Here is a 24,688-nt window from a genome sequence, read left to right as displayed (position 1 = left end):
CGCAGCCCACCATGCCGCGTATGAGGCGCTTGAGCCTTCGGTGGGTCAACGTGTCTGGCTTGTAGGTGGGAACCCTGGGCTTCTCGATATGCTGGGTGGGGTCGTAGACGCGCATTTTCCATTTCGCCAGCGCCCACCGCACGATCTGGCGCAGGCACTTGTAGGCCTTCCAGGCCCCTCCCGGCCCCGCGTCGGTCTTGGCAAGCTCGTCCACCCACTCCTGCACGTCGTCGGGCTCGATCTCGGGGATGGTCATGCCGCCCCATCGTTTGTCGACGTACAGCCTAATGCTGCTCTCGTAGCCGTCGCAGGTGTTCGTGCGCCGCCTCTGGCGCTTGGCCGGGAGGTAGTGGTCCCAGGCGATGTTCGATATGGTCAACGATGCGTAGTTCATGGCGTCTCCTTCCGTCGGTGCGGCAGAAGGATAATCCCGTTTACGAATCGTTCTCAATCTCTTTGCGCTGTCAGTAGCGGACGACGGAAACGAACTTCCTCCCGTTGGTGACCATTGTTCGCTTGGTTGAAACACGTCTCCACCACAGAAACCAAAGGACCTCCGACAACGGGGGTCCTTTCTTGTTTGATGGGGGATGCGCGGGGGTTTGCGCCCTGCGAAGGGAAACGGCTCCGTGGGCTGTTCTCGGCCGAGTCGCCCTACCCGAACCATGCCTTCGCCAGGGCGCGGATGCCGGGCTCGATATCGTCCTCGGCGATGGAGGAGAAGCCCACGAGCACGGTGGAGCTCAGATGCCCCGCCGGGTCCATCCAGTACTTCTTCGTGGGATACACCGCCACGCCGGCCTTGGCGGCGATGCGCACCAGCTCGTCCTGGGGGCGCCCGTCGCGCACGCGCACGAGCAGGTGCAGCCCCGTGCCGTTCTCCATCATCTCCACGTCGTTGCCCATGGTGGCGCGCAGCATGCGGGTGAGCGTCTCGTACTTGCGGCGGTTCTTCGCCTGCACCCGGCGCAGGTGGCGGTCCCACGAGCCGTCGGTCATGAAGCGGGCGAGCACTCGCTGGTTGAGCCACGGCACCGGCGAGTACGAGCTCGCGAAGGCCTCGCGCCAGCGTTCGAGCAGCGGCTCGGGCAGCACGAGGTAGTTCATGCGCAGCGCCGGCGAGAGCGACTTCGAGAACGTGCCCATGTACACCACGCGCCCCCGGGCGTCCATGGAGGCGAGAGGCGGCAGCGATCGCTCGCGGTAGCGGAAATCGCGGCAGTAGTCGTCTTCCAAGAGGTAGGCATCGGTGCGCTCAGCCCAGCGCAGCACGGCCTCGCGGGTGTCGGTGGGCATGGCGCGGCAGGTGGGGAACTGGCTGGAGGGCGTGAGGTAGGCCAAGCGCGCGCCCGAGGCCTCCAGATCGGCTACGAACGTGTCGGTTCCCAGGCCCACGCGGCAGGGCGCCAGCGAGAAGCGCGCCCGCTCGATGACCGTGCGCACGCCGTCGTAGCCCGGATCCTCCATGGCAACGCGGTCACGGGATCCGTCGAAGAGCGCGAGCAGGTTCTGCACGCTCGTCTGGGTGCCGCCCTGCACAACGATCTGGCTTGGCGTGCAGTCGATGCCCCGCTGGGTGGTGAGCCGCCAGGCGATGGCCGCCCGCAGCCCCTCTTCCCCGAAGGGGTCGTTGTAGGCGTCGCAGCCGACGGCCTCCACCGACAGCAGGATGTCGTCGGTGATGGCGCGCCAGGCCGCGGCGGGGAAGGTGCCCGGCTCCAGGTTGCCGTAGGTGAAGTCGTAGCGTGCGCGGTCGGCATCGGCGCCCAGCAGGGGCTCGGGCGGCCGCGCGTCGCGGTCGGGATCGGCCTGCAGGTAGGCCACGTTCTGCACGATATAGCCCGACCCGGGGCGGCTTCGCACATAGCCCTCCTGGGCGAGCAGGGCGTAGGCGTTCTCCACGGTGTTGCGGGCGCAGCCGAGATCGGCGGCCAGCGAGCGGATCGGCGGCAGACGCGACCCCTCGGGCCGGGCGCCCTCCTCGATATCACGGCGCAGCTGGTCGAAGAGCTGTTGGTAGAGAGGCGCATCGAGGCGGTCGTCGAGGTGCACCGGTGCCTCCTTTCCGATGGGGCATGCCATGGGGTCATGGTAGCAAAATGAGGACATCAGGTGAATGCGTCCCCATCGATTGCCGAACCGTCCCCAACAAAGATTGGGAAAGCGTCCCCAAATGGGCCAATCGTCCCCATATATTCGCGGTTTGCCGTCCCTTTTTCGGCCAACTGTCCCCATTGTATGCTGGGGCCGTCACGGGGGCGGGTCTCGATCGTCCCTATCGAAAAGGGAGGGGGGCCTGTCCATGAACGTCGTCGCTGCCGCCGGGGCTGTCCTCGTCTTCGCCGCCGGCGCGGCTCTGGCCGCCACCCCGTCGCCTGCGCCCCTGCTGCGTCCACCCGGAGCCGGGCTTCCGACCGATTTCGCGGCCCGCTGCATCCGCTGCGGCCGCTGTCTTGAAGCATGTCCGTATCAGGCCGTGCACGCGGCCCCGCTGAACGCCGGGCGCGAGGCTTCCACTCCCTACGTGAACGCGCGGACCCAGGCCTGCCGCCTTTGCCGGGACTTCCCCTGCGCCGCAGCCTGCCCCACGGGCGCGCTCGCGGTGCCGTCCGAGCGGACGGCGGCAGCCATGGGCGTGGCGCGCATCAACGAGGAGACGTGCCTTTCCTTCCAGGGCATGCGCTGCGAGGTGTGCTATCGCGTCTGCCCGCTCATCGACGAGGCTATCCGCATCGATTACCGCCCGCGGGAGGGCGACGACATCCACGCCGTGTTCGCGCCGTCCGTCATCGATGGCTCGTGCCCCGGCTGCGGGCTGTGCGAGCAGCGCTGCCCGGTGGGCGATCCCGCACCGGCCATCGTGGTGGTGCCGACGGGGACTGACGAGGACGCCTATGTGGCTCTGCGGGAAGGGGCGGGATAGCGGCGGCGCTGCGGGGCGGTTTGCACTCGCATCTCTGTGGAAGACATTTCGGTAACGCGGGGCGGACAAGCCCCCTGTCATAAGGGAGGGAACCTATGGATTTGACCCGACGCAACTTCGTGAAGACCACGGCCGTGGCCCTCGCCTCGGCGGCGGCCGCCGGCACCATGGCGGGCTGCTCGTCGCTGGCGGGCACCGGCGGGGACGCGGCCGCCTCGGGTGGCGACACCGTGAAGACCGTGGGCGTGTGCCGCTTCTGCGGCTGCGGCTGCGGCGTGATCGTGGAGGCCAAGGACGGCAAGGTGATCTCGGTCACCGGCGACCCGGAGAACGGCTCGAGCCGTGGTCTGAACTGCGTGAAGGGCTACTACCTGGCCGGGGCCCTGTACGGCGAGGATCGCCTCACCGTCCCGCTCATCCGCGACGACAAATCCACCAAGGGCACCGATGGGGGCCTGCGCGAGGCCACCTGGGATGAGGCGCTCGATTTGGTGGCGGGCAAGCTCCGCGACACGTGGAAGGCCGACAAGAGCCGCCTGGCCTTCTGGGGCAGCGGCCAGCAGCCCATCGTGGAGGGCTACTGCACGGCGAAGTTCTGGAAGGCGGGGCTGCTCTCCAACAACATCGACCCCAATGCGCGCCTGTGCATGGCGTCGGCCGTTGTGGGCTTCATGAACGTGTTCCAGACCGACGAGCCGGCCGGCTGCTACGCCGACATCGACGAGACCGACGTGTTCGTCACCTGGGGCGCGAACATGGCCGAGGCGCACCCCATGCTGTACTCGCGCCTGACGGCCCGCAAGCTCGCCGACGACGCGGTGCGCCACTACGATGTGACCACCATGACCACCCGCACCTCGGCCTCGGCCGACAAGGTGCTCACCTTCCGTCCCGGCTCCGACATCGCCATCGCGAACGCCATCGCCAACTACCTTATCGTGAACGACAAGTACGACCACGACTTCGTCGCCGACCACGTGCAGTTCAAGCAGGGCACGGAAAACATCGGCAACGCCACCGACGACGGCTACGACAAGAGCGACATCGGCCAGGCGGTGGACAACGTGGAGCCCATCGACTTCGACGCCTTCGCCGCGCGGCTGGCGCCCTACACGCTGGAGTACGCCTCTGAGCTGTCGGGCGTGCCGGCCGAGGACATCCAAGAGCTGGCCGAGGTGTTCGCCGACAAGAGCCGCAAGGTGCTGAGCCTGTGGACCATGGGCGTGAACCAGCACAACCGCGGCACCTGGATGAACCACTGCATCTACAACATCCATTTGCTCACCGGCCGCTACGCCCGTCCCGGCGACGGCGCCTTCTCGCTGACCGGCCAGCCCACGGCCTGCGGCACGGCCCGCGAGGTGGGCACCTTCTCGCACCGCCTGCCCGCCGATCTGGTGGTGAAGAACCCGGATCACCGCCGCTACACCGAGGCCATTTGGGACTTGCCCAACGGGTACCTGGACGCCATCGAGACGCCGGGCTTCCACACGGTGAAGATGTTCCGCGAGCTTTCCAAGGGCAACATCGACTTTCTGTGGAGCGCCCACAACAACTGGGCCGTGTCGATGCCCAACCTCACCCGCTTCCTCGGCAAGGGCGATCTTGCGGGCATCAACGACGCCTTCATCTGCGTGGCCGAGGTGTATCCGACGCTGTCGTGCCAGTACGCCGACGTGGTGCTGCCCGCGGCCATGTGGGTGGAACGCGAGGGCGCCTTCGGCAACGGCGAGCGCCGCACGGCCGTGTTCGAGAAGGCCGTGGACGCGCCCGGCGAGGCGAAGTGGGACCTGTGGATGCTCATGGAAATTGCCAAGCGGGTGCTGGCCGGCGAGCAGATCGGCGGCGAGGACGCCTTCGAGCACCTGTTCGGCGCCTGGTACGATGCCGACGCGGCCGCCTTCAAGGGCACCGACCGCGAGGTGTGCGCGAGCATCTGGGAGGAGTACCGCACCTTCTCCAACCCCGACCTGAACCCCGACGCGGCGGCCATCAACGCCGAGGCGAAGCTGAAGATGGAGGCCAAGCAGCTGGCCCCCTACGAGGAGTACATCCACAACCACGGCCTTACCTGGCCGGTGCGCGAGGTGGACGGGAAGTGGCTGCCCACCCTGTGGCGCTTCTGCGACGGCCCCCAGGCCGACGGCTTCGACGAGCTGGGCGTGGAGGTCTACGGCGAGCACGACAAGGCCGGTGGCGTGAGCTTCTACAAGTCGGCCGACGCGCGCCCCTCGGTGGTGTTTCGCCCCTACGAGCCGCCGGCGGAGGAGCCGAGCGACGAGTACCCGTTCTGGTTCTCCACGGGCCGTCTGCTGGAGCACTGGCATACCGGCTCCATGACCCGGCGTGTGCCCGAGCTTTCCCGGGCGCTGCCCGAGGCGCTGCTGGACATGAATCCGGCCGATTGCGAGCGGCTCGGCGTGGCCGACGGCGACCGCGTGCGGGTGACCTCGCGGTTCGGCACCTGCGACATCACGGTGTCCACCGCCGGGCGCACGCGCCCGCCCGAGGGCATGGTGTTCGCGCCGTTCTTCGCCGAGGAGACCCTGGTGAACTTGGTGGTGCAGGACACTTACTGCCCGCTCTCCAAGGAGCCCGATTTCAAGAAGACTTGCGTTCGCATCGAGAAGATCTAGGGGGATGTCATGAAGAAGTCGAACTGCCTTGCCGCGCTCGTGCTCGCGGGCGTTCTTGGTGCTGCCGCCCTGGCCGGGTGCTCTGCGCCCATGGCCGATACCGGCGCTGTCTACAACCCCGGCGAGCCGCCGCTCATGACGGCGAGCCACGAGGGCCGCTACGAGCGTCTGGGCGCCAACGGCTGCTACGGCTGCCACGGCTCGAGCGACGCGGCCGAGGTGTTCCTGGCCCAGGCGCCGGCGCTGCCGGCCGATCACTACGCGGGCGGGGACGTGTCCACGCGCGCGGTGGACGGTCCCCGCGCCGAGTGCATCACCTGTCATCCTGTGGAGCAGGCGTAGCCATGGAAGCGGAGAAGGTGGTCATCTCGTCGCTGGTGGTGGAGGCGCGGCCGGAGGCGGTGGACGCGGTGCGTCGGGCGCTTGAGGCCATGGAAGGCGTGGAAGTGCACGAGGTGAGCGGCTACAAGATCGTCATCACCATCGAGGCTCCCTCCACGGGCGCTTCCCGCGCGGTGTCGAGTCGTATCGTGGCCGTTCCCGGCGTGCTGAACGTGAACCTGGTGTACGTGAACTTCGAGGACGAGACACTATGAAGATAACGGTGGTGCGGCGGGTGGTGCAGGTGGGGATGCTGGCGCTGTTCTGCCTGCCGCCGCTGTTGGCCGGATGGGGTCTGGCGGGACTGTTCGCGGGCGGCGATGGGGAGGTGGCCACACCGGCCGAGGGCGTCTTCTTCGGCAGCCTGTCCTCCTCCAGCGCCGCCGGCGTCACGCTGCTCGATCCGCTGGCGGCCCTGGAGGCGATGGCGGCCTCGCGCAGCCTCCTGACGGCATCGGCACTGATGGGCGCGCTGCTCGTCGTCGTGGTCTACGGGCTCGTGCGCGGTCGCGCCTTCTGCGGCTGGGTGTGCCCGGTGAACCTTATCGGCGAGGGCGTGGATGCAGTGCGCCGGCGCGTCGGCATCGCCGTGCCGGAGCGCACCGTGGACCGCCGGGCCAAGATCGCCGTGGCCGCGGCCGTGGTGGCAGCATCGGCGTTCGTGGGATTTCCCGTCTTCGAGGCCGTCTCTCCCATCGGCGCGGTGAACAAGGGGCTCGCTTTCGGCGGTTTCGCGGGGGCTGGCACGCTTGCGGCCATTATCATCGCCGAGCTGCTCGTCAGCCGGCGCGTATGGTGCCGCGCGCTCTGCCCGCTCGGGGGCGTTTTCCAGGTGCTCGGACGCGCGGGCCAGGTGAACGTCGCCATTGACCACGATGCCTGCATTCATTGTGACAAGTGCTCCGAGGTGTGCCTGGCCGATCCCCTTATCCTCGCGCCGGTGCTAGCGGGGGAGGACGCCGTCGTGCGCGCCGGCGACTGCATGGCCTGCGGTGCCTGCGTGGACGCGTGCCCCGCCTCGGCCCTCCGCTTCCGCCCGGGACGGTCTGGCCGCTGCCATCCCCATGAATATGACCGAAACCGTCCCTTTTCGCCGAGGGGAGCGGCGCGCTAAGCTTCAGGTATCGTTGCGGTCGCCGGAGGGCGGCCATCAGAGAAGCAAACGATTGAAGGAGGGAACGATGAAACGATCGACCTATAAGGCCGCTGCCGTTGCCGCGACCACGGTGGCCCTGGTGGCCGCCCTTGCCGCCTGCGCGCCCGCAGGCAACGAGCCTGCGGCGGCGCCGTCCGGGGGAGGGGCCGACGCCCCGGCGGCAGCGGCGCCGGCGGAGACCCCCGAAGCCGATTCCTTCGGCGTGGTGGTGGCCGATTCCTGGAAGGACATCTACCCGAACCAGTATCAGACCTATAAGGCCAACGAGTCCAACAGCCCCGAGGGCAAGCAGGACTACCTGACCGAGTACCCCGAGCTCGTCACCATGTACGCCGGCTACGGGTTCGCCAAGGGCTATGACGAGGCCGCGAGCCACGCCTACACCCTGCAGTCGGTCTCCGAGACGCCGCGCGTGAACGAGAATACGCTGGCGAACTGCCTCACCTGCAAGACGCCCCAGTACACCGCCATGGTGAACTCCGAGGGCGATGCGGCGTACCAGAAGCCCTTCGCCGAGGTGCTCATGGAGATGACCGAGCCCATCAGCTGCTACAACTGCCACGAGAACGACCCCTCGAAGGTGGTCGTCACCCAGAGGCACTTCGCCGACGCTTTGGGCGCCGATGCCGATGCGGTGTCCGTGAGCGCCGAGACCTGCGGCCAGTGCCACAACGAGTACTACTTCTACCCGGAGACCAAGGCCACGTCGAACCCCTACGTGGGGCTTGAGGCCATGACCGCCGAGGCCATGCTCGACTACTACGACGCCATGGACTTCAAGGACTGGGAGCATACCGAGACCGGCGCCCCCATGCTGAAGGCCCAGCATCCCGAGTTCGAGACCATCTACGGCGGCGCCCAGTCCTCCATGGCCAAGCAGGGCTACAGCTGCGCCGACTGTCACATGGCCCCGGCTACGGCGGAAGACGGCACCGAGTACAGCTCTCACAACCTGGTGAACCCTACCGAGGACCCGGCCATCATGGAGAAGTGCGAGGGATGCCATGCCGACCTGTCGAGCCAGATTGTGGCATGGCAGAAGGAGACCACCGACCGCGAGCACGAGCTGGCGGCCAAGCTGGAGGCCTACATCAAGGAGCTCGCCGCCCAGCGCGAGAGCCTTGACGCCGACACCCTCGCCGAGGCCCAGCAGGTTCACCGCCACGCGCAGTTCTATTGGGATTTCGTGATGGTGGAGAATTCCGAGGGCGCCCACAACCCGGGCCTGGCCCAGGACAACCTCGACAAGTGCGAGGACGAGCTGAAGGCCGGCTACGCCCTGCTGAACATGGCCTACTAGCAGCCCGACAATTCCGCACCGGCTCCTCCCTCCGGTGCTGCAGGAGGCGCGCATCCGAAGACGGTGCGCGCCTTCTGCTTTTAAACCATCAGCTTTTGCGTAGGGCTGGACGGGGGAATTACCCCGGTTGGGCGATGCGCTTGACTCTGCCCTCGGGATAAGGTTTAGCGTGGCGGCGGGCGTGGGGCATACAGCCTGCGTCGCAAGGGGCGGCCTGCATTGGCGTGCGGCCTGCATTGCAAAGCCGCAATGGTTGTAGGGAAATGGTAGAGCCGAAACTGCTTCTCGCCGCCATCGGCGCCAACTGCGTAAAATAGGCGAGATAACGTTCGGGCCTTGTGGGGAGGCGGGTCCGCCCATTAGCAGCTAGGGAACATAGGAGGACTATGAACGCTAAGATGAAGAAGAGGATGATCGCCGTATCCGGCGTCATCATTATCGTGCTCATCCTGGTGCTCGCCTTTGTGGGCGGCAACACCGCTGCCACCACCATGAGCATTGCCGAGGCCGCCGAGAATCCTCAGGCCGGTCAGAAGGTGCAGGTGTCGGGCAACGTGGTGCAGGATTCATTTGCCACGAGCGACGACGTGCTCACCTTCAAGATTTACGATCCGGACGGCGACCCGGGCACCCAGCTCGAGGTGCGCTACGACGGCGCCGCCTCGTCCACCTTCGGTAACGACGTCACGGCCATCTGCACGGGCAAGATCAACGAGGCCGGCGTGCTCGAGTGCTCCGAGCTCGTGACCAAGTGTCCGTCGAAGTACGAGAACGCCGATAACGCCCTCACGGTCGCCCAGCTTCTGGGCTATGGCGAGAGCGTCTATAGCAAGGTCGTCAAGGTGGCCGGCCCCATCGCGCCGGGCACGCTCACGGCGGCGGGCCAGGGCGACCGCTTCGTCATCGTTGATGCCGAGAGCGGCGAGACCATGCCCGTCATCTTCGAGGGCGCCCTGTCCGACGAGGTGTCCGACGGTTCCAAGGTGGTACTCACCGGCTCCCTAGGCGCCGACGGCAAGTTCACCGCCACCGATGTTGCACTGGAGGGCTAACCCATGTCGACCATAGGACTTCTCGGCCTGCTGGTGGCCTTTGCCGGCTGCGTCATCTCGGTGCTCTGCCTGGGCGTGGCCCATGTGCTCTACAAGAAGCGCTCCTTTGAGCGTTCCGACACCTTCGCCTGGGGCGGGCGCGTGGCCGCCGTGCTGACGGCTGCGGCGCTCACGGTGTGCTGCGCCGTGCTCGTGTGGTGCTTCTTCTCGGGCGATAATTCCATTCAGTACGTGCTGGACAACCGTTCCACGTCCACCAGTCCCGAAGCGTGGCTTTACAAGCTGGCGGGTCTGTGGGCGGGACGCCAGGGCTCGCTTCTGTTCTGGGCCTGGCTCATCGCCGTCTTTAACGCCGTGCTCGTGTTCGCTACGCGCAAGGACACCCGGCCTTTGGACAACGGGGCCCTGGCCATTTCCTCCATTGTGCTCACGGCCTTCGTGTCGGTGCTGCTGTTCTCCGAGGGCAACATGCCCTTCATCGTGACCGACTCCCGCTACTTCGGCGAAGATGGCACGCTGTCGGTCATGGCCTCGGCTCGCTCCATGAATGCGCTGCTCGAGCACTGGGCCATGGCTATCCATCCGCCGACATTGTTCGTCGGTTACGCGGGTCTTACCATTCCGTTTGCCTACGCCATCTCGGCACTCATCGTCAACGATGACTCCACGGCCTGGGTCAACCGCTCCACGCCCTACCTGATGTTCTCCTGGCTTCTGCTGGGCATCGGCATCGGCCTGGGCGCTGTGTGGGCCTACGTGGTGCTCGGCTGGGGCGGCTACTGGGGTTGGGACCCGGTGGAGAACGCCTCGCTTCTGCCGTGGCTGGTGGGCGTGGCCCTCATCCACTCGTTCACTGTGTACCGCCAGCGCGGCGCCTTCAAGCGCTGGAGCGTGTTCTGCGCCTGCCTCACCTTCTGCTTCGTGGTGCTGGGCACCTTCATCACCCGTTCGGGCCTGGTGCAGTCGGTGCACGCCTTCGAGGGCGACCCGGTCTCGCTCGTGCTGTTCGGCGCGCTCATCGTGCTGTCCATCTTGGCTGGCATCGTGGGCCTGCTCGTGCGTCGCAAGAGCTTCGGTGCCACCGATGCGGCCGATGACGACATCGAGTCCATGGCGTCGAAGGAGGCGGCCTACTACGTGAACAACCTCATCATGATCGTGTTCGCCGTGCTTCTGGCCTACATGACCGTGTCCTCGGCCCTGCCGAGCTGGCTGCCCTTCGGCGGCCAGTCGCTTTCGGCCGGCACCTACAACGCCATCGCGCGCCCCCTTGGCATCGCCTATCTGGCCGTGCTCGCCATCTGTCCGCTTCTGGGCTGGCGCCGCACCGATAAGGCTGCCTTCTGGCGTACCGCGCGGGTGCCCGCCATCTGTGCGCTGGCGCTGTTCATCGTGCTCATGATTTACTTCGTCACCTACCTGCTGCCCAGCTATCAAGCCATGATCGACATGGGTGGCACCCAGGCTTCGGGCCTGCTCGAGCAGGGCAACCCGATCTATTACAACGGCCTGGCGGTTGTGGGCTTCTTGGTGGCGAGCCTTCTGTTCTTCAACGCGCTGTTCATGGCGGTGCGCTCGCTTAAGAACCTGAAGCGCACGGGTCGGTTCCGCCGTCGCTTGGCTTTGTTCGGCGGCTCGGTGAGCCATGCGGCCATGGGCATCATTCTCGTGGGCCTCATCGGCTCGTCCATGTACGTGACCGAGATCACGGGGTATCTGCCCTACGATGAGGAGTCCGACTCAGTTTCCGAGACCTTCGACATTCAGGACTTCCAGCTCACCTATACGAGCAACTCCATCGATGAGCTCGGTAACGGCAACGTGCGCTATGCGCTTACCTTCGACGTGACCCGCGACGGCCAGTTCGTCGGCTCGGTGAACCCGGCCGTGCAGGTAGTGGCCGCCACCCAGCAGCAGAAGCTGGAGGCGAGCGTCATCGGCTTCCCGCTGGAGGATCTGTTCGTGGTCTACCGCGGCGTGAACGACGAGGGCGCCTTCTCCATGGATGTGCGCGTGAACCCGCTTATCTCCTTCGTGTGGCTGGGCTTCGCGCTGCTCATGGTCGGTGCGCTGCTGGCTCTGTTCGCCAAGCGCGCCGAGCGTCGCCAGGGCGCTGCGCCCGACGACGAGCCGCTGCGCCAGCTCATCGGCGAGGAGAAGCATGCTGTGGAAAAGGAGCCGCAGGGCCTCATCGAGGAAGCTGTGGCCGAGGAAGTGGCCGTGGTCGAGGACGCCGAGGGCGATGCGGCGGCCGATGCCGATGCCGCTGCCGCCAAGGCGGGGGAGTAGCGTCGTGACCGCGGCGCTCAAGGTCGAGCATCTGACGAAGTCGTTCGGCGGCCGTAAGGCCGTCGACGACGTGTCCTTCGAGCTTCCGCAGGGCGCGTTCCTTTCCGTGTTCGGCCCCAACGGCGCTGGCAAGACGACGCTTCTGCGCATGCTGGCCACCTTGTCGCGCCCCACGGGGGGCGCTATCGAGCTGGGCGGCATCAACTTGAAGGAGGAACCGGACAAGGCCCGCGAGGCTATCGGCCTCATCTCCCACAACCCCATGCTCTACCCCGACCTCACCGCCGAAGAGAACCTTATGCTGTACGCGAAGCTCTACGGCGTGCGCGACCCCCGCGCCCGCGTGCTGGAGTTGCTCGACGCGGTGGGACTCAAGCACCGCCGCCTCGACCGCGTGCGCACGTTCTCCCGCGGCATGACCCAGCGCACCTCCATCGCCCGGGCGCTTATCAACGATCCGTCTTTGGTGCTCTTGGATGAGCCTTACTCGGGGCTCGACCCCCACGCCATCGAGATCTTCGACGAGCTCATCGAATCGGTGCGCGAGGACCGTACCTTCGTCATGGTGAGCCACGACTTGGACAAGGGCCTCGCGCTCGCGAGCCACGTGCTCGTTCTCGCTCGCGGCCGCGTGGTCACCTTCGCCGAGAAGGACGAGCTCGCCCCTGATGGATTCCGCGAGCTGTACCGCTCCACCGTCGGACTAGGGGTGAGCTAAATGACCGAGAAAATGCAGTCCGTCGATACGGGGCGTTCCGACCGAGCGAGTTCCGCAGCGAACGAAACAGCCCAGTGGGCTGTTTCGCAGAGCGAGGACTGTCTGAGCGAATCGGAATGCCCCGCGGCTGTGCGCGGAGGGAGCCGCAGCGCTCTCTGCAAGCCGCCGTCGACATTTACGCAGTACAAGACCCTGCTCACGAAGGACCTTAAGGCTGAGTTCCGCACCAAGGACATGATCGTGTCCATGGGCATCTACGCCTTCCTCGTCATTGTGGTGTTCGGCGTGGCGCTGTCCTTCGCCCGTCCCGGCTCGGAGTTTCTGGAGGTGTCCGGCGGTCTTTTGTGGGCACTCGTGGTGTTCACCTCGCTGCTCGGGCTGAACCGGTCGTTTGCCAAAGAGACCGAGAACGGCTGCCTTGAGGGCCTGCTGCTCGCGCCGCTTGACCGCGGCGTGATCTTTCTGGCCAAGGCCACTTCGAACTTCGTGTTCTTGGCGCTGGTAGAGGTTATCGCCGTCCCGCTTTACTGGCTGTTCTTTGCGAGCTTCGCCGCGCCGGCCAGCACGGGCTGGATGATCGTGATACCGCTGCTTCTGGGCAGCATTGGCATCGCCGGCATCGGCACGCTGCTGTCCACCATCACGGCTTCCACCCGCGGCAAGGACGTCATGCTGGCGCTTTTGTTCGTGCCGGTGATCTTCCCGCTGCTGTATGCCTGCGTGTCAGCTACCACCTGTGCGCTTGTGGGCGGCGACGTGTTCGCCGACGGCTTCGCGACATCGCTCGCGCTCGGCGCCGGCTACGATGTGGTGATGATCTTGGCTAGCTGGGTGCTGTACGATTTCGTTGTTAATTAGGAAGGAGGACGTGTGTCCGATAAGAAACTGAAGCTGCCCGAGGTGGGGCAGTGGCCCGATAAGCTCACCGCACCTGCGCTCATTGCCGGTGCGGTGCTCACTACCATCGGGTTCCTCATGGCGTTCTTCACCGTGGCGCCGGTGGGCGGCGCGGCGGTGAACGGTGCCGAGCTCATCGGGGACGTGATGGTGTCCCAGAAGATGCTGCTTTCCCAGAAGATCTTCTACTTCCACATGCCCGTGGCCATCACCTCGTTCATCGCTCTGGGCTTCGGCTGCTACTATGCCGTGCGCTTCCTCATGACGAAGAACCAGCGCTTCGACACCTGCTCGCGCCTCTGCCTGGAAATCGCGCTTCTGTTCGTGGCGCTCACCATGATCACCGGCGAGATGTGGACGCGTTTCGAGTGGGGCGTGTGGTGGAGCTGGGAGCCGCGTTTGACCACCTACCTCATTCTCATGCTCATCGTGATTGCCTACTTTGTGCTGCGCAGCTCGGTGGACGAGCCCGAGCGCCGCGCCACCTTTGCCGCCGTGGTGGCCATCATTGCCACCATCGACGTGCCCATCTGCTTCATGATCACGCGCCTTATCCCGTCGTCCATCCACCCGGTGGTGCTGCGCGAGGGCGGCATGAGTCCGGAGATGGGCCTGTGCGTGGGCCTGTGCGCCCTTGGCATGATGCTCGTGGGCTTCGCCCTGTACCGCGCCCGCTTCAACCAAGTGCGCCTCACCCAGCGCGTGGAGGCGCTGAAGGAAACCATCGACGACGAGCGCTAAGCGCTGCAAGCCCAAGAGAAAGGCCGAATCATGAATCCCATTCTTGCCGATATCTATTCCACCATCCTGCCGTCCGCCCCCTACGTCATCGCGGCTTACGCGCTTCTGTGGGTGGCCCTGCTCGTGTACGTGCTCATGATCTTCCGCGGCACGAAGAAGGCCGAGCGCCAGCTGATGCTGCTGGAGGAGGCCGTGGCCGACCAGCAGGCGAAGGCCGAGTAGCATGTCCGCGTCCGGCGCTCTCTTCGAGTGAAGGGCGCCCGTCGCGCAACAAAGCCCGTCCTATACTGTGAGGCGGGAGACAATATAGCCCGTTTAGGTGATACGCCTAAGCGGGCTTCTTTGTATTATGGTTGCAGAGCACAGCTCGAAATCTTCCTCGGGGCCGCCCTTCCTCCTCCTCCTTCCTTCCAGCGGCAACCGAGACTGCAGGCAAGGCGGCCGTCCTCCCCGGATCGGCCGCCTTTTGCTTTGCGCGATGTTTTTTGCGCGTGGTCTTTTGCCCCTCAGAAACCATCTCCATTCAGGAACGACGTTGATGGGGCCGGCGTCGGTCTCCATGCGCTCGTATTCCCCCCGGCGTCACGATAGTTCCGTTCTCGGTGCCCGTCGCCTCCATAATGGCAACGAGGGAATCCGTCTCCCGTTCACGGGTGCGCGGGAAGGCCATGGGTGCCGTCGCCTGGATAAGGGCGTGGGGCTCGGCGAGCTCGCGGATGATTTCCGAGTGCGGAATGAAATTCGGAGGGAGCACCTCGTGCGCCCCCGCCGCAAGGGCCGCAATGCTGTCCGTGGTTTCCTCCGGTTAACCAACTCCCCAAAAAGTTCGAGAAGCTATTTCAAGCAACATTGACGCTGCGCTCGCCGGCCTTGGACTATCTGAGCGCCGTGCAGCCGCTGGCCAGAAGCTGTCCAGCATACACCTGGCCAATCGCCAATGTGTCGGATGCCGTGCTTGTCTCCGCTGTTGAAAACGGAGCGGGCCGCATGCCCCGATGTGGCTGTTCTGCTTTGAAAATGACGGGTAGCGTAGTCTGCCGATGGGGATGCGTTTGGGCGCAAGTCGCTGACCTGGGATTTTCGAGGGCAGGCTAATTGCCATAGCGCATTCCGGTCTCAAAAAACTACGCTACCCGTCATTTTCAAAGCAGAACAAGCGTGGTGAAGGGGTTTCGTCCAGGGTTGATTCGAGCAGTTGTCTTAGAGCCCCAGCTCGTCTTCGCCCCACTGCTTTATGGCGAGGAGGATGGGTACGAAGCTCTCGCCGCGAGGGGTGAGGGCGTATTCCACGCGCGGGGGCACCTCGCCGAAATCGGTGCGTGTGAGAAAGCCGTCATCTACCAGCTCTTTAAGCTGCTTGGAGAGGGTGGACTCCGATATGTTCCCGATGCAGCGTCTAAGCTGGCCGAAGTGCCGTACCTCCTTGAGGGCAATGTAGAAGAGGATCTCGATCTTCCACTTCCCGCCGATCATGCGCTGGATGGTGGAAACGGACTTGCAGCGCTCCACCTCATCGCCCCGTCTGCGTGCCACAGGCCGTTCTCCTATCTACTCCAGAAAAAGACAGTACTTCAAATTTGATAGCAATCTTAGCATGATGGTGAAAACGGATCGATGGCGAATGGACCGGCCTGAAAGTGACGACGAGTGCGCCGAGGCCGTCGCCAGCGAAAAGTCTGGCGCTGACGGTGCCCTTCCCGGCCGCGTCGAACACGGGAAAGAGAGGATTGCTATGCATTACACGGGAACGATCTGGCGCCGCCCTACGAGGCGGACTCGCTCATCATCGAGGCGACAGCGGGGTGCACGCACCATCGGTGCAAGTTCTGCACGCTGTACGAGGACCTGCCGTTCAAATTCCGCCCCTCGCCTTTGGAGGACATCGAGGCGGATCTTCTGGAGGCGCAGACGTGGTACCACGATCCGCTCCGAAAGGCGGAGGAGCGCCTGTTCGCGTTGCCCGGCGCACGAACGAGCCGGATATTTTTGGCAGGCGCGAACCCCTTCGGCCTGAAGGCGGCACATCTGCTGAAGATCGCCGAGAAGGTGCGCACCTACTTTCCGCAATGCGAGAGCATCGGGTGCTTTGCGCGAATAACCGACGTCGCGGCGAAGACCGATGACGAGCTGGCCGAGCTCGCGGCGACGGGGTTCGAAGGCCTTACCATCGGCGTGGAGACCGGCGACGAGGCGGCCCTTGCGTTCATGGGCAAGGGCTACGGGGCCGAGGACATCGTCGAGCAGTGCGCGCGGCTCGATGCTGCGGGCATCTCGTACGCGTTCTTCTACCTCGTCGGTATCTCGGGTGCCGGGTGTGGCATCGAGGGGGCGCGGGCAACGGCGGGCGTCTTCAATCGGACGAGCCCCTGGCTCATCGGCGCGAACATGCTCACCATCTACCGAAGCTCGGCGCTGTATGGGGAGATTGCGGCCGGGCGGTGGCGCGAGGCACGCGAGGTGGAGAAGTACGAGGAGGTGAAGGAGCTGGTCTCGCGGCTCTCCATCCCCGTGGAGTTCGCCATGTTGGGCGCGTCGAATCCGGTGATGCTGCGTGGCCGCTTACCCGAGCAGCGGGAGGAAGTCATCGCGGCCCTCGATGTCGTCATCTCCGATGTCGGGGAGGAGCGCCTGCGCAGCTATCGTGTCAATCTGCGGCATTTGTAAGGGTGGGCGAAACGAAAAAAGGGGGATCCGCGTTGGTGCGGATCCCCCTTGTGGGGAGGTACGGGCGATGAGGGCCCGGACGGCGGTTGCTTGGCCGGTCGCGCGATCGGTTACTGCTCGTCCTTCTCCACGGCCACGTACACGAAGCCCGGGGTGCCCTCGGCGGGCAGCTCGTTGTAGGCCACCATCTCGGCGATCTCGGCGGCAGAGGCGCTCTTGGGCTCGGTCTCCACCAGGTAGGCGGTGGTGGCGCGGCGCTTCATGGCGGCCACGAAGTCCTTGGTGCCCACGAACACTTCCTGCATCCAGGGGTTCACGCCGAGCTTCTTGGCGCGGTACATGATGTAGGCGAAGGCGGCGATGTTCGCGCCCAGGGCCAGAAGCGACACCACGAGGTTCACGTTCGGGTTGTTCACCGAGTTGGCGGCGAAGATGGAGTCGTTGGCGAACATGGGAACCATCTGGCAGAACATGCACCACATAGACAGGGTGAAGGCGCGGTTCTGGATCCAGCCGCCCTTGTTCCAGATAAGGCCGGCGATGGTGGGGGCCAGAAGCAGCGCCACGCCGCAGTACCAGGAGTGGGTGGGCAGGTTGTTGTAGGTGTAGCAGAAGTTCCACAGGTCGTAGGCGATGATGAACACCCAGGTCATGTCAGGCCACAGCATGTCCTGGCGCTTCTTGGAGATGTAGATGCCGAACCAGCCGGTCATGCAGAAGATGTTGATGATGCCGGCGATGCCGTTGAACACGTTGTGCCAGCCGCCGTACAGCGTGACGCCCTCGGAGGACACCCAGGTGGTGCCGAAGGCGCGGAAGGCGCTCTCGAAGTCGCTCACCACGGCGATGAGGATGTTGATGGCCACGATGATGAAGGGGAAGGCCTTGAACCAATGGGCGCGGCCGATCTTGCCCCAGGAGTACTTGATCATCATGAAGCCGATGCATCCGGCGGTGGCGGCGTACACCTTCGCGTAGTGGAACCAGCTGTTCATATCGGTGTGGGTGGGGTTGGTCAGCGCCCACTCGGCGCCCATGGCCGCGCCGATTTCCACGGCCAGGCAGTACACGGTCATGACGCCGCATACGCCGAAGAACATGAAGCAGCCGCCGAACTTGGTGCGGCGGGCGAATTCGTTCAGCACGATGAGCAGAACGAGGACCATGGCCAGACCGAGCCATTGGTAGACGGCGTTAGGGCCGTACACGTCGAATAGCATATTGATCCCTCCTTAGGACCGGTTGCCTTAGTGCCGCGTAGCGCGCCGCGGGTGGAGCAGTAAGCGTGGTTCGCTGACCCACTCGCGCCGGCTGCGCCTGACATCTTTCTGATGCTGCGCCGTACCTTACACTTCCGCGCCTCTTCAGTCAATATCCATAAATTATCAAGTTGGTAATAGTTGACAAAATCGAATAAAGAGTCAACAAAGCATTGATATACGGGTAAAACACTGTTATCCTTTCGGTCATAAAGTTCATGAAAGTAAAAAAAAGAAAACTTTCACGAAGAAATAACAAGAAGGCAGTACCGAATGATAGGAGGGAATATGAAGCGCGCAACGACGGCAATCGCCTGTAGCGCGGCAGCCCTGGCCTTGGGGCTTACCGGCTGTGGCGCGTCCTTCGAGGGGTCGGGCTCAAAAGACGCCGCCTCGGCCGAGCAGCTGGCCCTGCGCACCGACGATCCGTGGGCTGTGGAGGCCACGGCGGATGCGGGCAAGCGCGCCGAGGGCAACCTGGTCGACGGGGTGTATACCGGCCAGGGCCGCGGCATGGAGGGCGCCATCACGGTGACGTTGCTCGTGGACGACGGCCGCATCACCTGCCTGGAAACGACCCAGGAGGGGGAAAGCCAGAGCCGCGGCGGCTACGAGGCCATTCGCGACGGGCGCTATGCTCAAATGATCGAAGAGGCCCAGGGCGCGGACATTGACGCCATCGCCGGGGCCACCATCACCACGGCCGGCGTGAAGCAGGCGGTGGAAGACGCCCTGGCCCAGGCTGAGGCCGGTGGGACGACAACTGATTCTGGAGAGGGGGCCTAAGAGCCATGGGCACGACAATCAACTCGGGTGGGCTTTCCCGCCGCGACTTTCTGGCCGGATCGGCGGTGGCCGGCGCTGCTGCGGTGGCGTCGCTCGTGAGCGCAGAGGCGGCTTTCGCTGCCGAGGAGCGCTCTGCCAATTGGAAATCCGACGGCTCTGCGGCCGTGGAGGCGCAGCCCTCCGCAGGCACCAATGCCACCGCTGCCGACGGCACCTACCGCGAGCACAATGCCAGCTCGTTTCCTGCCAACGACGCCTCGCCCATTCCTCCCCGGGCGGTGCCCGATGCGTGGGACTACGAGTGCGACATCTGCGTGGTGGGTGCCGGCGGCGGCGGCCTGAACGCAGCCGCCCGCGCCGTGCAGCTCGGCGCCGACACCATCTGCGTGGAGGCCATGGGCCTTCCCGGCGGCAACGCCCAGGAAGCCGGTATGTGCGGCATTCTCGGCGGGTACTCGGGCCAAGAGGAGAAGAAGTTCGCCTTCCCGAGCTATCCTTTCGACCCCAAGGCCCTCACCGATTGGGCCATGGACGAGTACCACTACGCGGCCGATCCGAACCTTATATATAAGATAGCCACCGAGGGCGGCAAGTCCCTCGACTGGATGGCCGACTGCGGCGTGCAGTGGCGCCTCGGCGAGGTGCCGGTGTACGTGGCCCCGAAGCGCTCGACGCTCGATCATCATGTGCTGAAAATGAAGGACGCCACCGATGCCATGTACAACTACGGCAACAAACATGGCGTCGACTTCCATTTCCAGAGCCCGGCCGTCGCCCTTGTGCGGGATGACGATGGGCGCGTGGTGGGCGTGGTGGTGAACGAGGATTACGAGACCGAGCGCTACATTCACGCGCGCAACGCCGTCATCCTCACCGCCGGCGGGTTCTGCAACAACAAGGCGCTGCTCGACAAGTACATTCCCACGGCGGCCATGGGCTGCGCTTCCAGCTATCTGACGGCCGGCGAGCGCGGCGAGTGCTTCCGCATGGGGCTCGGCGTGGGTGCCGATGTATCCGGCTTCAACAGCTCCGCCTCCTTCGACGGCGGCGTGGACTGGCAGGCCGAGGGCGGCACCTGGGCGCGCTTCCTCTACGACGGCATGACCCAGCTCTCGCGCCAACCGTGGCTGACCATCGACCGGTGCGGCAACCGCCTGCGCTACATGGACTCCCGCGTGGGCGAGGACGGCGCGAACGCCATCTACGCGTTGGGGGACTTGGCCACCATCCAGATGACCCCTCCGGGGCACCGCTCCTACATCATATTCGATGCGAACTACGAGGACCATCTGGCCGGGTTCGCCCAGGAGCACTGCCGCAAGCTCATCACGCCCGATCTGGAGCAGATCGAGAAGGTGCCCGAGCACTACCGCGACTGGCACCACGGCGTGCAGGACGCCATCGACGCCGACGTGCTGAAGCGTCGCGACAGCTTGGAGGAGCTGGAGCGCGATTTGGGCCTGGCCGAGGGCGTGCTCACCGAAGCTGTGGCGAAGTGGAACGAGACGTGCGAGCGGGGCGAGGACGACTTTCTGTACCCCATGCCCGCCGAGTGGCTGCACCCTATTGTGGAGCCGCCCTTCTACGGCTGCCGTATCGGCGGCAACCTGTACGGCACTAAGGCTGGCCTGCTCATCAACGACCAGATGCAGGTGGTGGGCACCGACGGCCGCGTGATTCCCGGTCTGTACGCCGGCTGGCACACCGCCGGTGGTGCCTGCGGCGAGAACAGCTACATCGGCGATCCCATTCTGGGTTCGCTTATGGGCGACGTGGGCCTTGCCTTCTGCGGCGGCTACCTCTGCGGAACCTCCGCAGTGGAAAACGAGATGGGAGATTAATATGAGGGCTGATATGAAATCCATGGCGCGGCCGTTTCTGACGCTGTACGCCATTGCGCTGGTCATCGCGCTTTTGGGACGCATCGGGCTTACCGTGGCCGGCGGCACCGGGGTGCTCGCCTTCGATTACATCTCCGTGTCCGGGGTGCCCATTCTGGATGTGATCTGCTCGATCCTCACGGGCTCGGCCTTTGTGGCCTTCCTGTTCGCGGCGGGCCTTGCACTGTGCGTGTCCACGGCCGGGGCGGTGCTCTACGGGGCGCTTGTGGCCCGCGGCGATGGACAGGCCCGGCCCGGCACGGCGTTTCTGTGGGGCTGGGCCACCGCTTTGGTAGCGCTAGTGTGCCTGGTCGTGGTGGTGCTCGGCATTCTGTCGGCGGTGCAAGTGGGCTCTATGAGCTCGAAGCTGCCGGGACTGCCAGTGATCATTGTGGGCGTCATCGGGTTCGCGGCCTTCCTGGGCACGCTGCTTGGCGCTGCATCCATGGTGGTGTGCGCCTGTGTGGCACGTTTTCGCGCGGGCCGCAGCCTGGAGGTGAGCCTCATCGTGGCCACGGCCGTGTGCGGGCTGGCTGTCATGGTGCTCACGATTGGCACCTTCTCGGCTTTGAATGTGGCCAGTGTGAGCCTTCCGGTGCTGGGCGGATGGTTCGCGGCCGACCTCGCGGTTAACCTCGTGATGCTTTTCGGCGCCAAGGCCTATGTGAGCAAGCCGGCCCCTTGCGCCGAGCTTTCTCCCCAGATTTGCTAAAAAAGCGTGATTGTTTGCAGTTGATGCCTTCGGAGGGAGTAGAACGGGGAGAAAAAGTGCCGAAAAACGCCGTTATGGACGGTGGCGACGCGTGAGAAGTGCAAACAAACGCAGGTTTCTTGCAAAAAATCGGGGGTTAGATTTCCTGGAGCAGGTCGTACTCGGCCTGCTCCTTCGCTTGTCTTTGGGCATCCAGGTCGGCCACGACGACGTGTCCCATCTGCTCTATGGCATCGCGCTGGATAGGCGAAAGGTTTGCCCACAGCTTCGTGGCCGCCAGCTCGTTGACCGTGGCTCCGATGAGGAAGCCCTCGTAGACGCCTTCATCGGTAAGGGCCACGTAAACGGCCTTCTTGTCGCGGGGCGACTTCAGGCGCTTGGCCCAACCGCGCTGCACTAGGCGGTCCACGGCACGGGCGGCGTTAACCGGCGACATCAGCAGGGCGTCGGCCAGGGCTCCCACGCGCTCGGGCCGGCTCGATTCGCCAAGGCGCTGGACGATGCGGCATTCGTTCATGGAGGCGCCTGTGGCCTCGCGCAAGGTGCGCTCGGTCTCGGTGCGCAGAAGCTCGACGGACACCAAAGCGCGCGAGGCCGGGAAGCGCGAGGCAGCCTGCTTGTTCAGCGGCGGCTCAATGGCCGCGCCGGCGGACACGGCAGCTTCGAGGATGGTGCGGTAGGTGGGGTTGCTCGTGGGGAAGGAAGTGTAGAGGCTCTCCACGAGTGATTGGTTCACGGCAGCCACATGCTCGGCCCCCGCCTCGGTGACAGCGAGAAAGCGCGTGCGTCCGTCGGCGGAGCCCGTCTTGCGGGTCACGAGTCCGTGCAGTACTAGGGCATCCACGGCCTGAGTCACCACGTTGGGCTTCATACCCAAATGCGCTCCGAGCTTGCCCTGGTTCATGGGCTCGGCAGCCTGCATGAGCTTGGTGAGGATGCGGTATTGGGTGATGTTCAGCTTGCTTGCGCTCTCCAGTCCGCGGCGCAAGGCCTCGTGAGCCATTTCGAAGGCGACGAAATAGGTTGAATCCAAGTTGAATTTGCTGGCGGCCTCGACCATTGCTCCCTTTCGCACGCTCGCTGGTTAGTTCATCAGAGTAATGATAATTGTACCGCTCGTAGGTAGTCGGCGGTCTCGCTGATTTTTCCCCGATACAAAGACTTCACAGGGTTTTGCGATCGGGCCTCCGCCCAACTTTTCTGCGGTCTATGCGCTCGACGAGCTGTCTGCGAAGTCGGTGTCGAGGAGGCCCCTAGCGGGCGGCCGTGATGGTGCCCGCAGCGTCGATGAAGAAAGCTTGAGAGATTTCGGGGTGCCGGCAAGCGAGGGCGAGGCCGCGCTTGAGCCCTAGGGCGAGCAGCGTGGTGGAAAAGCCCTCGGCATCGATGGACTTTTCGCAGATGACCGTGACGCCGGCCACATCGGTTTCGACGGGCATGCCGGTGTGCGGGCCCAAAATATGGTGGTAGAAGGTGCCGTCGGGGGCGGTGAAGCAGCGCTCGTAAACGCCGCTGGTGACAGCGGAGCCGCAAGCGAGGGGCACGGCGCCGATGAGCTGTGAGGGTTCGCGAGGGTCGCGGATGCCTACGCGCCAAGGCTCGCCGGTGGGCTTGGCGCCGCTCACGGCAACATTGCCGCCGAGGTTCACGATGATGCCCGCAAGGCCGCGAGCTTCCATGGCCGCAACGAGCGCATCGGCGATCCATCCCTTGGCAATGCCGCCGGCGTCCACGGCGGCCTGCGGGTCGGCCAGCTGGGCGAAGCGGCCGCCCTCGGCTTCCCACAGCTTGAGTCCGCGCCAATCGACGTGGCGCACCGCTTCAGCCAGCTCGTCGGCATCGGGCACAACGCCCTCGTGGAAGTTCCACAGTCTTACGGCGGGGCCGACGGTGATGTCGAAGACGCCTTCGCTTTCAGCACAGTAGACAAGCGCCTTGGAGAGCAGGTCGTAGGTCAGAGGGTCGATCTCGGTGGCCGCGCCTTGGGCGTTGTTGATGCGGGCGATATCCGAATGGGGCAGCGTGCGGCTGAGTAGTCGCTCGTAGAGGCGGCAGAGCGAGCGCGCTTCCTCGAAAGCCGCCGTGCAGGTTGCCTTATCTCCGTAGGCCTCGATATCGATGACGGTGTTGAAGGCAAGGAAACGCACGCCGGCCGGCTTGCCGTCGGCGGCAGGGTGCATCTCGCAGAACTCCTCTGCGGGAATGGGGTCGCTATGTTCCCTCTGAGCGTTATTCATGGGAAGCAGTATAGGTGAAAAAGCACGGGGCGGGGGCGGGGTGTTGTATCATAGGCCCATTAGGAGTCGCAACGCGAAGAGAAAGGCGCTCGATGAAGGCACTTATTCCCGCAGCGGGCCTCGGCACCCGCTTTCTGCCGGCCACGAAGGCTCAGCCCAAGGAGATGCTGCTGGTGGTGGACCGTCCCGCCATCCAATACGTGGTGGAGGAGGGTCTGGCTTCCGGCGCCGACGAGGTCGTGATCATCAACAGCCACGACAAGAAGGCCATCGAGGACCACTTCGCGCCCAACCCGGAGCTGGTGGCGCTGCTGCACGAGCGCGGCAAGCACGCCTACGCCGATGCGGTGGAATACGTCGGCAACCTGCCGGTGAGCTACGTGTATCAAGAAGAGGCCTTAGGGCTGGGGCACGCGGTGCGCTGCGCGGCGGAAAAAACCGGCGGTGAACCCTTCTACGTACTGCTCGGCGACGTGCTCGTGCCGGGCAACGAGATGCTGCCGGCCATGAAGGCAGTCTCCGACGCGCATGGCGGAGCCAGTGTCATCGCCGTCATGCCCGTGCCCGACGACCAGGTGAGCCGCTTCGGTGTTATTGCCGGTGAGGCGGTGGCCGATGATGTGTGGAAGGTGGACTCGCTCGTGGAGAAGCCGGCGCTTGAGGACGCGCCGTCGAATCTGGCCGTGTTCGGTCGTTACCTTCTGAGCCTGCGGGTCATGGAGCTTCTGGCCGATGTAAAGCCGGGTGTGGGCGGCGAGATTCAGCTCACCGACGCTTTGGACGCCGTGCTTCAAGAAGAAGAGATGTACGCGCTCATCGTGGACCCGGCCGACGGCTTTGACACCGGTACGGTGGAGAGCTGGCTCGAGACGAACAACGTGCTTTTCGAGCGCAAGAACGCCTAAGGCGGCACTCGCCGTCGCACGTTGAAAAGAGGGTGTTGCCGCTGGTGGGAATTCTTCTTAAATATGAAGAATTACTTAACGATGAGCCTCTGAATCCACAAGTTCACCATGGGTCCATCATAGGGAATTCAAGGGCGGCTGTTATACTGACG

The 24,688-nt window shown here is 64.8% G+C and carries 23 protein-coding genes; 17 read left to right on the top strand and 6 right to left on the bottom strand.

Translation table 11 applies throughout. The features are described from left to right. The coding region (locus VJ923_RS10380; RefSeq protein ID WP_326441194.1) for a tyrosine-type recombinase/integrase at nucleotides 1–394 on the bottom strand (394 nt) is incomplete at its 3' end. A 260-nt stretch (nucleotides 395–654) separates the two neighbouring features. Beyond that, nucleotides 655–2,052: a MocR-like pyridoxine biosynthesis transcription factor PdxR gene (pdxR, locus tag VJ923_RS10375; protein ID WP_326441192.1), complete on the bottom strand. Its 1,398-nt coding sequence runs from the start codon at nucleotides 2,050–2,052 to the stop codon at nucleotides 655–657. Nucleotides 2,053–2,302: 250 nt separating this feature from the next. On the opposite strand from pdxR, the gene VJ923_RS10370 reads away from it, so the two are divergent. The 12 genes from VJ923_RS10370 to VJ923_RS10315 all read left to right on the top strand — a co-directional run bounded on the left by VJ923_RS10370 (nucleotide 2,303) and on the right by VJ923_RS10315 (nucleotide 14,315). Continuing rightward, nucleotides 2,303–2,923: a 4Fe-4S dicluster domain-containing protein gene (locus VJ923_RS10370; protein ID WP_326441190.1), complete on the top strand. Its 621-nt coding sequence runs from the start codon at nucleotides 2,303–2,305 to the stop codon at nucleotides 2,921–2,923. Nucleotides 2,924–3,018: 95 nt separating this feature from the next. Further along, nucleotides 3,019–5,559: a molybdopterin-dependent oxidoreductase gene (locus VJ923_RS10365; protein ID WP_326441188.1), complete on the top strand. Its 2,541-nt coding sequence runs from the start codon at nucleotides 3,019–3,021 to the stop codon at nucleotides 5,557–5,559. A 9-nt stretch (nucleotides 5,560–5,568) separates the two neighbouring features. Next, entirely contained in the window at nucleotides 5,569–5,901 is a 333-nt protein-coding gene (locus VJ923_RS10360) for a hypothetical protein (RefSeq protein WP_326441186.1), read from the top strand. Between the two features lie 2 nt (nucleotides 5,902–5,903). Beyond that, complete coding sequence (locus VJ923_RS10355; RefSeq protein WP_326441184.1) at nucleotides 5,904–6,155, top strand: chaperone NapD; 252 nt, start codon at nucleotides 5,904–5,906, stop codon at nucleotides 6,153–6,155. Further along, on the top strand, nucleotides 6,152–7,054 hold the full coding sequence (locus tag VJ923_RS10350; RefSeq protein WP_326441182.1) for a 4Fe-4S binding protein: 903 nt from the start codon (nucleotides 6,152–6,154) through the stop codon (nucleotides 7,052–7,054). The genes VJ923_RS10355 and VJ923_RS10350 overlap by 4 nt, the downstream gene beginning before the upstream one ends. Before the next feature lie 67 nt (nucleotides 7,055–7,121). Further along, nucleotides 7,122–8,396, top strand: a complete 1,275-nt coding sequence (locus VJ923_RS10345; RefSeq protein ID WP_326441180.1) for an ammonia-forming cytochrome c nitrite reductase subunit c552 — start codon at nucleotides 7,122–7,124, stop codon at nucleotides 8,394–8,396. 386 nt (nucleotides 8,397–8,782) lie between these two features. Further along, nucleotides 8,783–9,448, top strand: a complete 666-nt coding sequence (locus tag VJ923_RS10340) for a cytochrome c maturation protein CcmE domain-containing protein (protein WP_326441178.1) — start codon at nucleotides 8,783–8,785, stop codon at nucleotides 9,446–9,448. A 3-nt stretch (nucleotides 9,449–9,451) separates the two neighbouring features. Beyond that, nucleotides 9,452–11,737, top strand: coding sequence for a heme lyase CcmF/NrfE family subunit (locus VJ923_RS10335; RefSeq protein ID WP_326441176.1), 2,286 nt, complete (start codon nucleotides 9,452–9,454; stop codon nucleotides 11,735–11,737). After that, on the top strand, nucleotides 11,709–12,455 hold the full coding sequence (locus VJ923_RS10330) for an ABC transporter ATP-binding protein (protein ID WP_326441198.1): 747 nt from the start codon (nucleotides 11,709–11,711) through the stop codon (nucleotides 12,453–12,455). Before VJ923_RS10335 ends, VJ923_RS10330 begins: the two co-directional genes overlap by 29 nt. Then, complete coding sequence (locus VJ923_RS10325; RefSeq protein WP_326441174.1) at nucleotides 12,456–13,313, top strand: heme exporter protein CcmB; 858 nt, start codon at nucleotides 12,456–12,458, stop codon at nucleotides 13,311–13,313. Between the two features lie 12 nt (nucleotides 13,314–13,325). Beyond that, nucleotides 13,326–14,093 (top strand): cytochrome c biogenesis protein, encoded by a 768-nt coding sequence (locus tag VJ923_RS10320; protein WP_326441172.1) that lies wholly within the window; start codon nucleotides 13,326–13,328, stop codon nucleotides 14,091–14,093. A gap of 30 nt (nucleotides 14,094–14,123) precedes the next feature. Further along, nucleotides 14,124–14,315 (top strand): CcmD family protein, encoded by a 192-nt coding sequence (locus VJ923_RS10315; RefSeq protein WP_326441170.1) that lies wholly within the window; start codon nucleotides 14,124–14,126, stop codon nucleotides 14,313–14,315. Between the two features lie 978 nt (nucleotides 14,316–15,293). Here VJ923_RS10315 and VJ923_RS10310 read toward each other — a convergent pair. Continuing rightward, on the bottom strand, nucleotides 15,294–15,626 hold the full coding sequence (locus tag VJ923_RS10310) for a winged helix-turn-helix transcriptional regulator (protein ID WP_326441168.1): 333 nt from the start codon (nucleotides 15,624–15,626) through the stop codon (nucleotides 15,294–15,296). 219 nt (nucleotides 15,627–15,845) lie between these two features. Between VJ923_RS10310 and VJ923_RS10305 the strand changes: the two genes are divergently transcribed. Beyond that, nucleotides 15,846–16,757, top strand: a complete 912-nt coding sequence (locus tag VJ923_RS10305; protein WP_326441196.1) for a radical SAM protein — start codon at nucleotides 15,846–15,848, stop codon at nucleotides 16,755–16,757. Nucleotides 16,758–16,867: 110 nt separating this feature from the next. On the opposite strand, the gene VJ923_RS10300 is transcribed toward VJ923_RS10305, so the two are convergent. Further along, nucleotides 16,868–17,977, bottom strand: a complete 1,110-nt coding sequence (locus tag VJ923_RS10300) for a DUF5692 family protein (RefSeq protein ID WP_326441166.1) — start codon at nucleotides 17,975–17,977, stop codon at nucleotides 16,868–16,870. Nucleotides 17,978–18,304: 327 nt separating this feature from the next. Between VJ923_RS10300 and VJ923_RS10295 the strand changes: the two genes are divergently transcribed. From VJ923_RS10295 to VJ923_RS10285, 3 genes are read left to right on the top strand one after another with little or no spacing between them, the layout of a single operon-like run. Then, complete coding sequence (locus VJ923_RS10295) at nucleotides 18,305–18,802, top strand: FMN-binding protein (RefSeq protein ID WP_326441164.1); 498 nt, start codon at nucleotides 18,305–18,307, stop codon at nucleotides 18,800–18,802. A gap of 5 nt (nucleotides 18,803–18,807) precedes the next feature. After that, nucleotides 18,808–20,643 (top strand): FAD-dependent oxidoreductase, encoded by a 1,836-nt coding sequence (locus VJ923_RS10290; RefSeq protein WP_326441162.1) that lies wholly within the window; start codon nucleotides 18,808–18,810, stop codon nucleotides 20,641–20,643. 1 nt (nucleotide 20,644) lies between these two features. Further along, entirely contained in the window at nucleotides 20,645–21,394 is a 750-nt protein-coding gene (locus VJ923_RS10285) for a hypothetical protein (RefSeq protein WP_326441160.1), read from the top strand. A 136-nt stretch (nucleotides 21,395–21,530) separates the two neighbouring features. Here VJ923_RS10285 and VJ923_RS10280 read toward each other — a convergent pair whose 3' ends face one another. Together VJ923_RS10280 and VJ923_RS10275 are read right to left on the bottom strand one after the other, a co-directional pair. After that, complete coding sequence (locus VJ923_RS10280) at nucleotides 21,531–22,454, bottom strand: MarR family transcriptional regulator (protein ID WP_326441158.1); 924 nt, start codon at nucleotides 22,452–22,454, stop codon at nucleotides 21,531–21,533. 193 nt (nucleotides 22,455–22,647) lie between these two features. Then, entirely contained in the window at nucleotides 22,648–23,574 is a 927-nt protein-coding gene (locus VJ923_RS10275; protein ID WP_326441156.1) for an FAD:protein FMN transferase, read from the bottom strand. Nucleotides 23,575–23,723: 149 nt separating this feature from the next. Between VJ923_RS10275 and VJ923_RS10270 the strand changes: the two genes are divergently transcribed. Beyond that, nucleotides 23,724–24,536, top strand: a complete 813-nt coding sequence (locus VJ923_RS10270) for a UTP--glucose-1-phosphate uridylyltransferase (protein WP_326441154.1) — start codon at nucleotides 23,724–23,726, stop codon at nucleotides 24,534–24,536. Nucleotides 24,537–24,688 lie beyond the last annotated feature (152 nt).

Source organism: Adlercreutzia shanghongiae (assembly GCF_035830635.1).
Classification (GTDB): Bacteria; Actinomycetota; Coriobacteriia; order Coriobacteriales; family Eggerthellaceae; genus Adlercreutzia; species Adlercreutzia shanghongiae.
The sequence above is the reverse complement of the archived record's forward strand: the minus strand, read 5'-3'. Positions and strand labels throughout refer to the sequence as shown.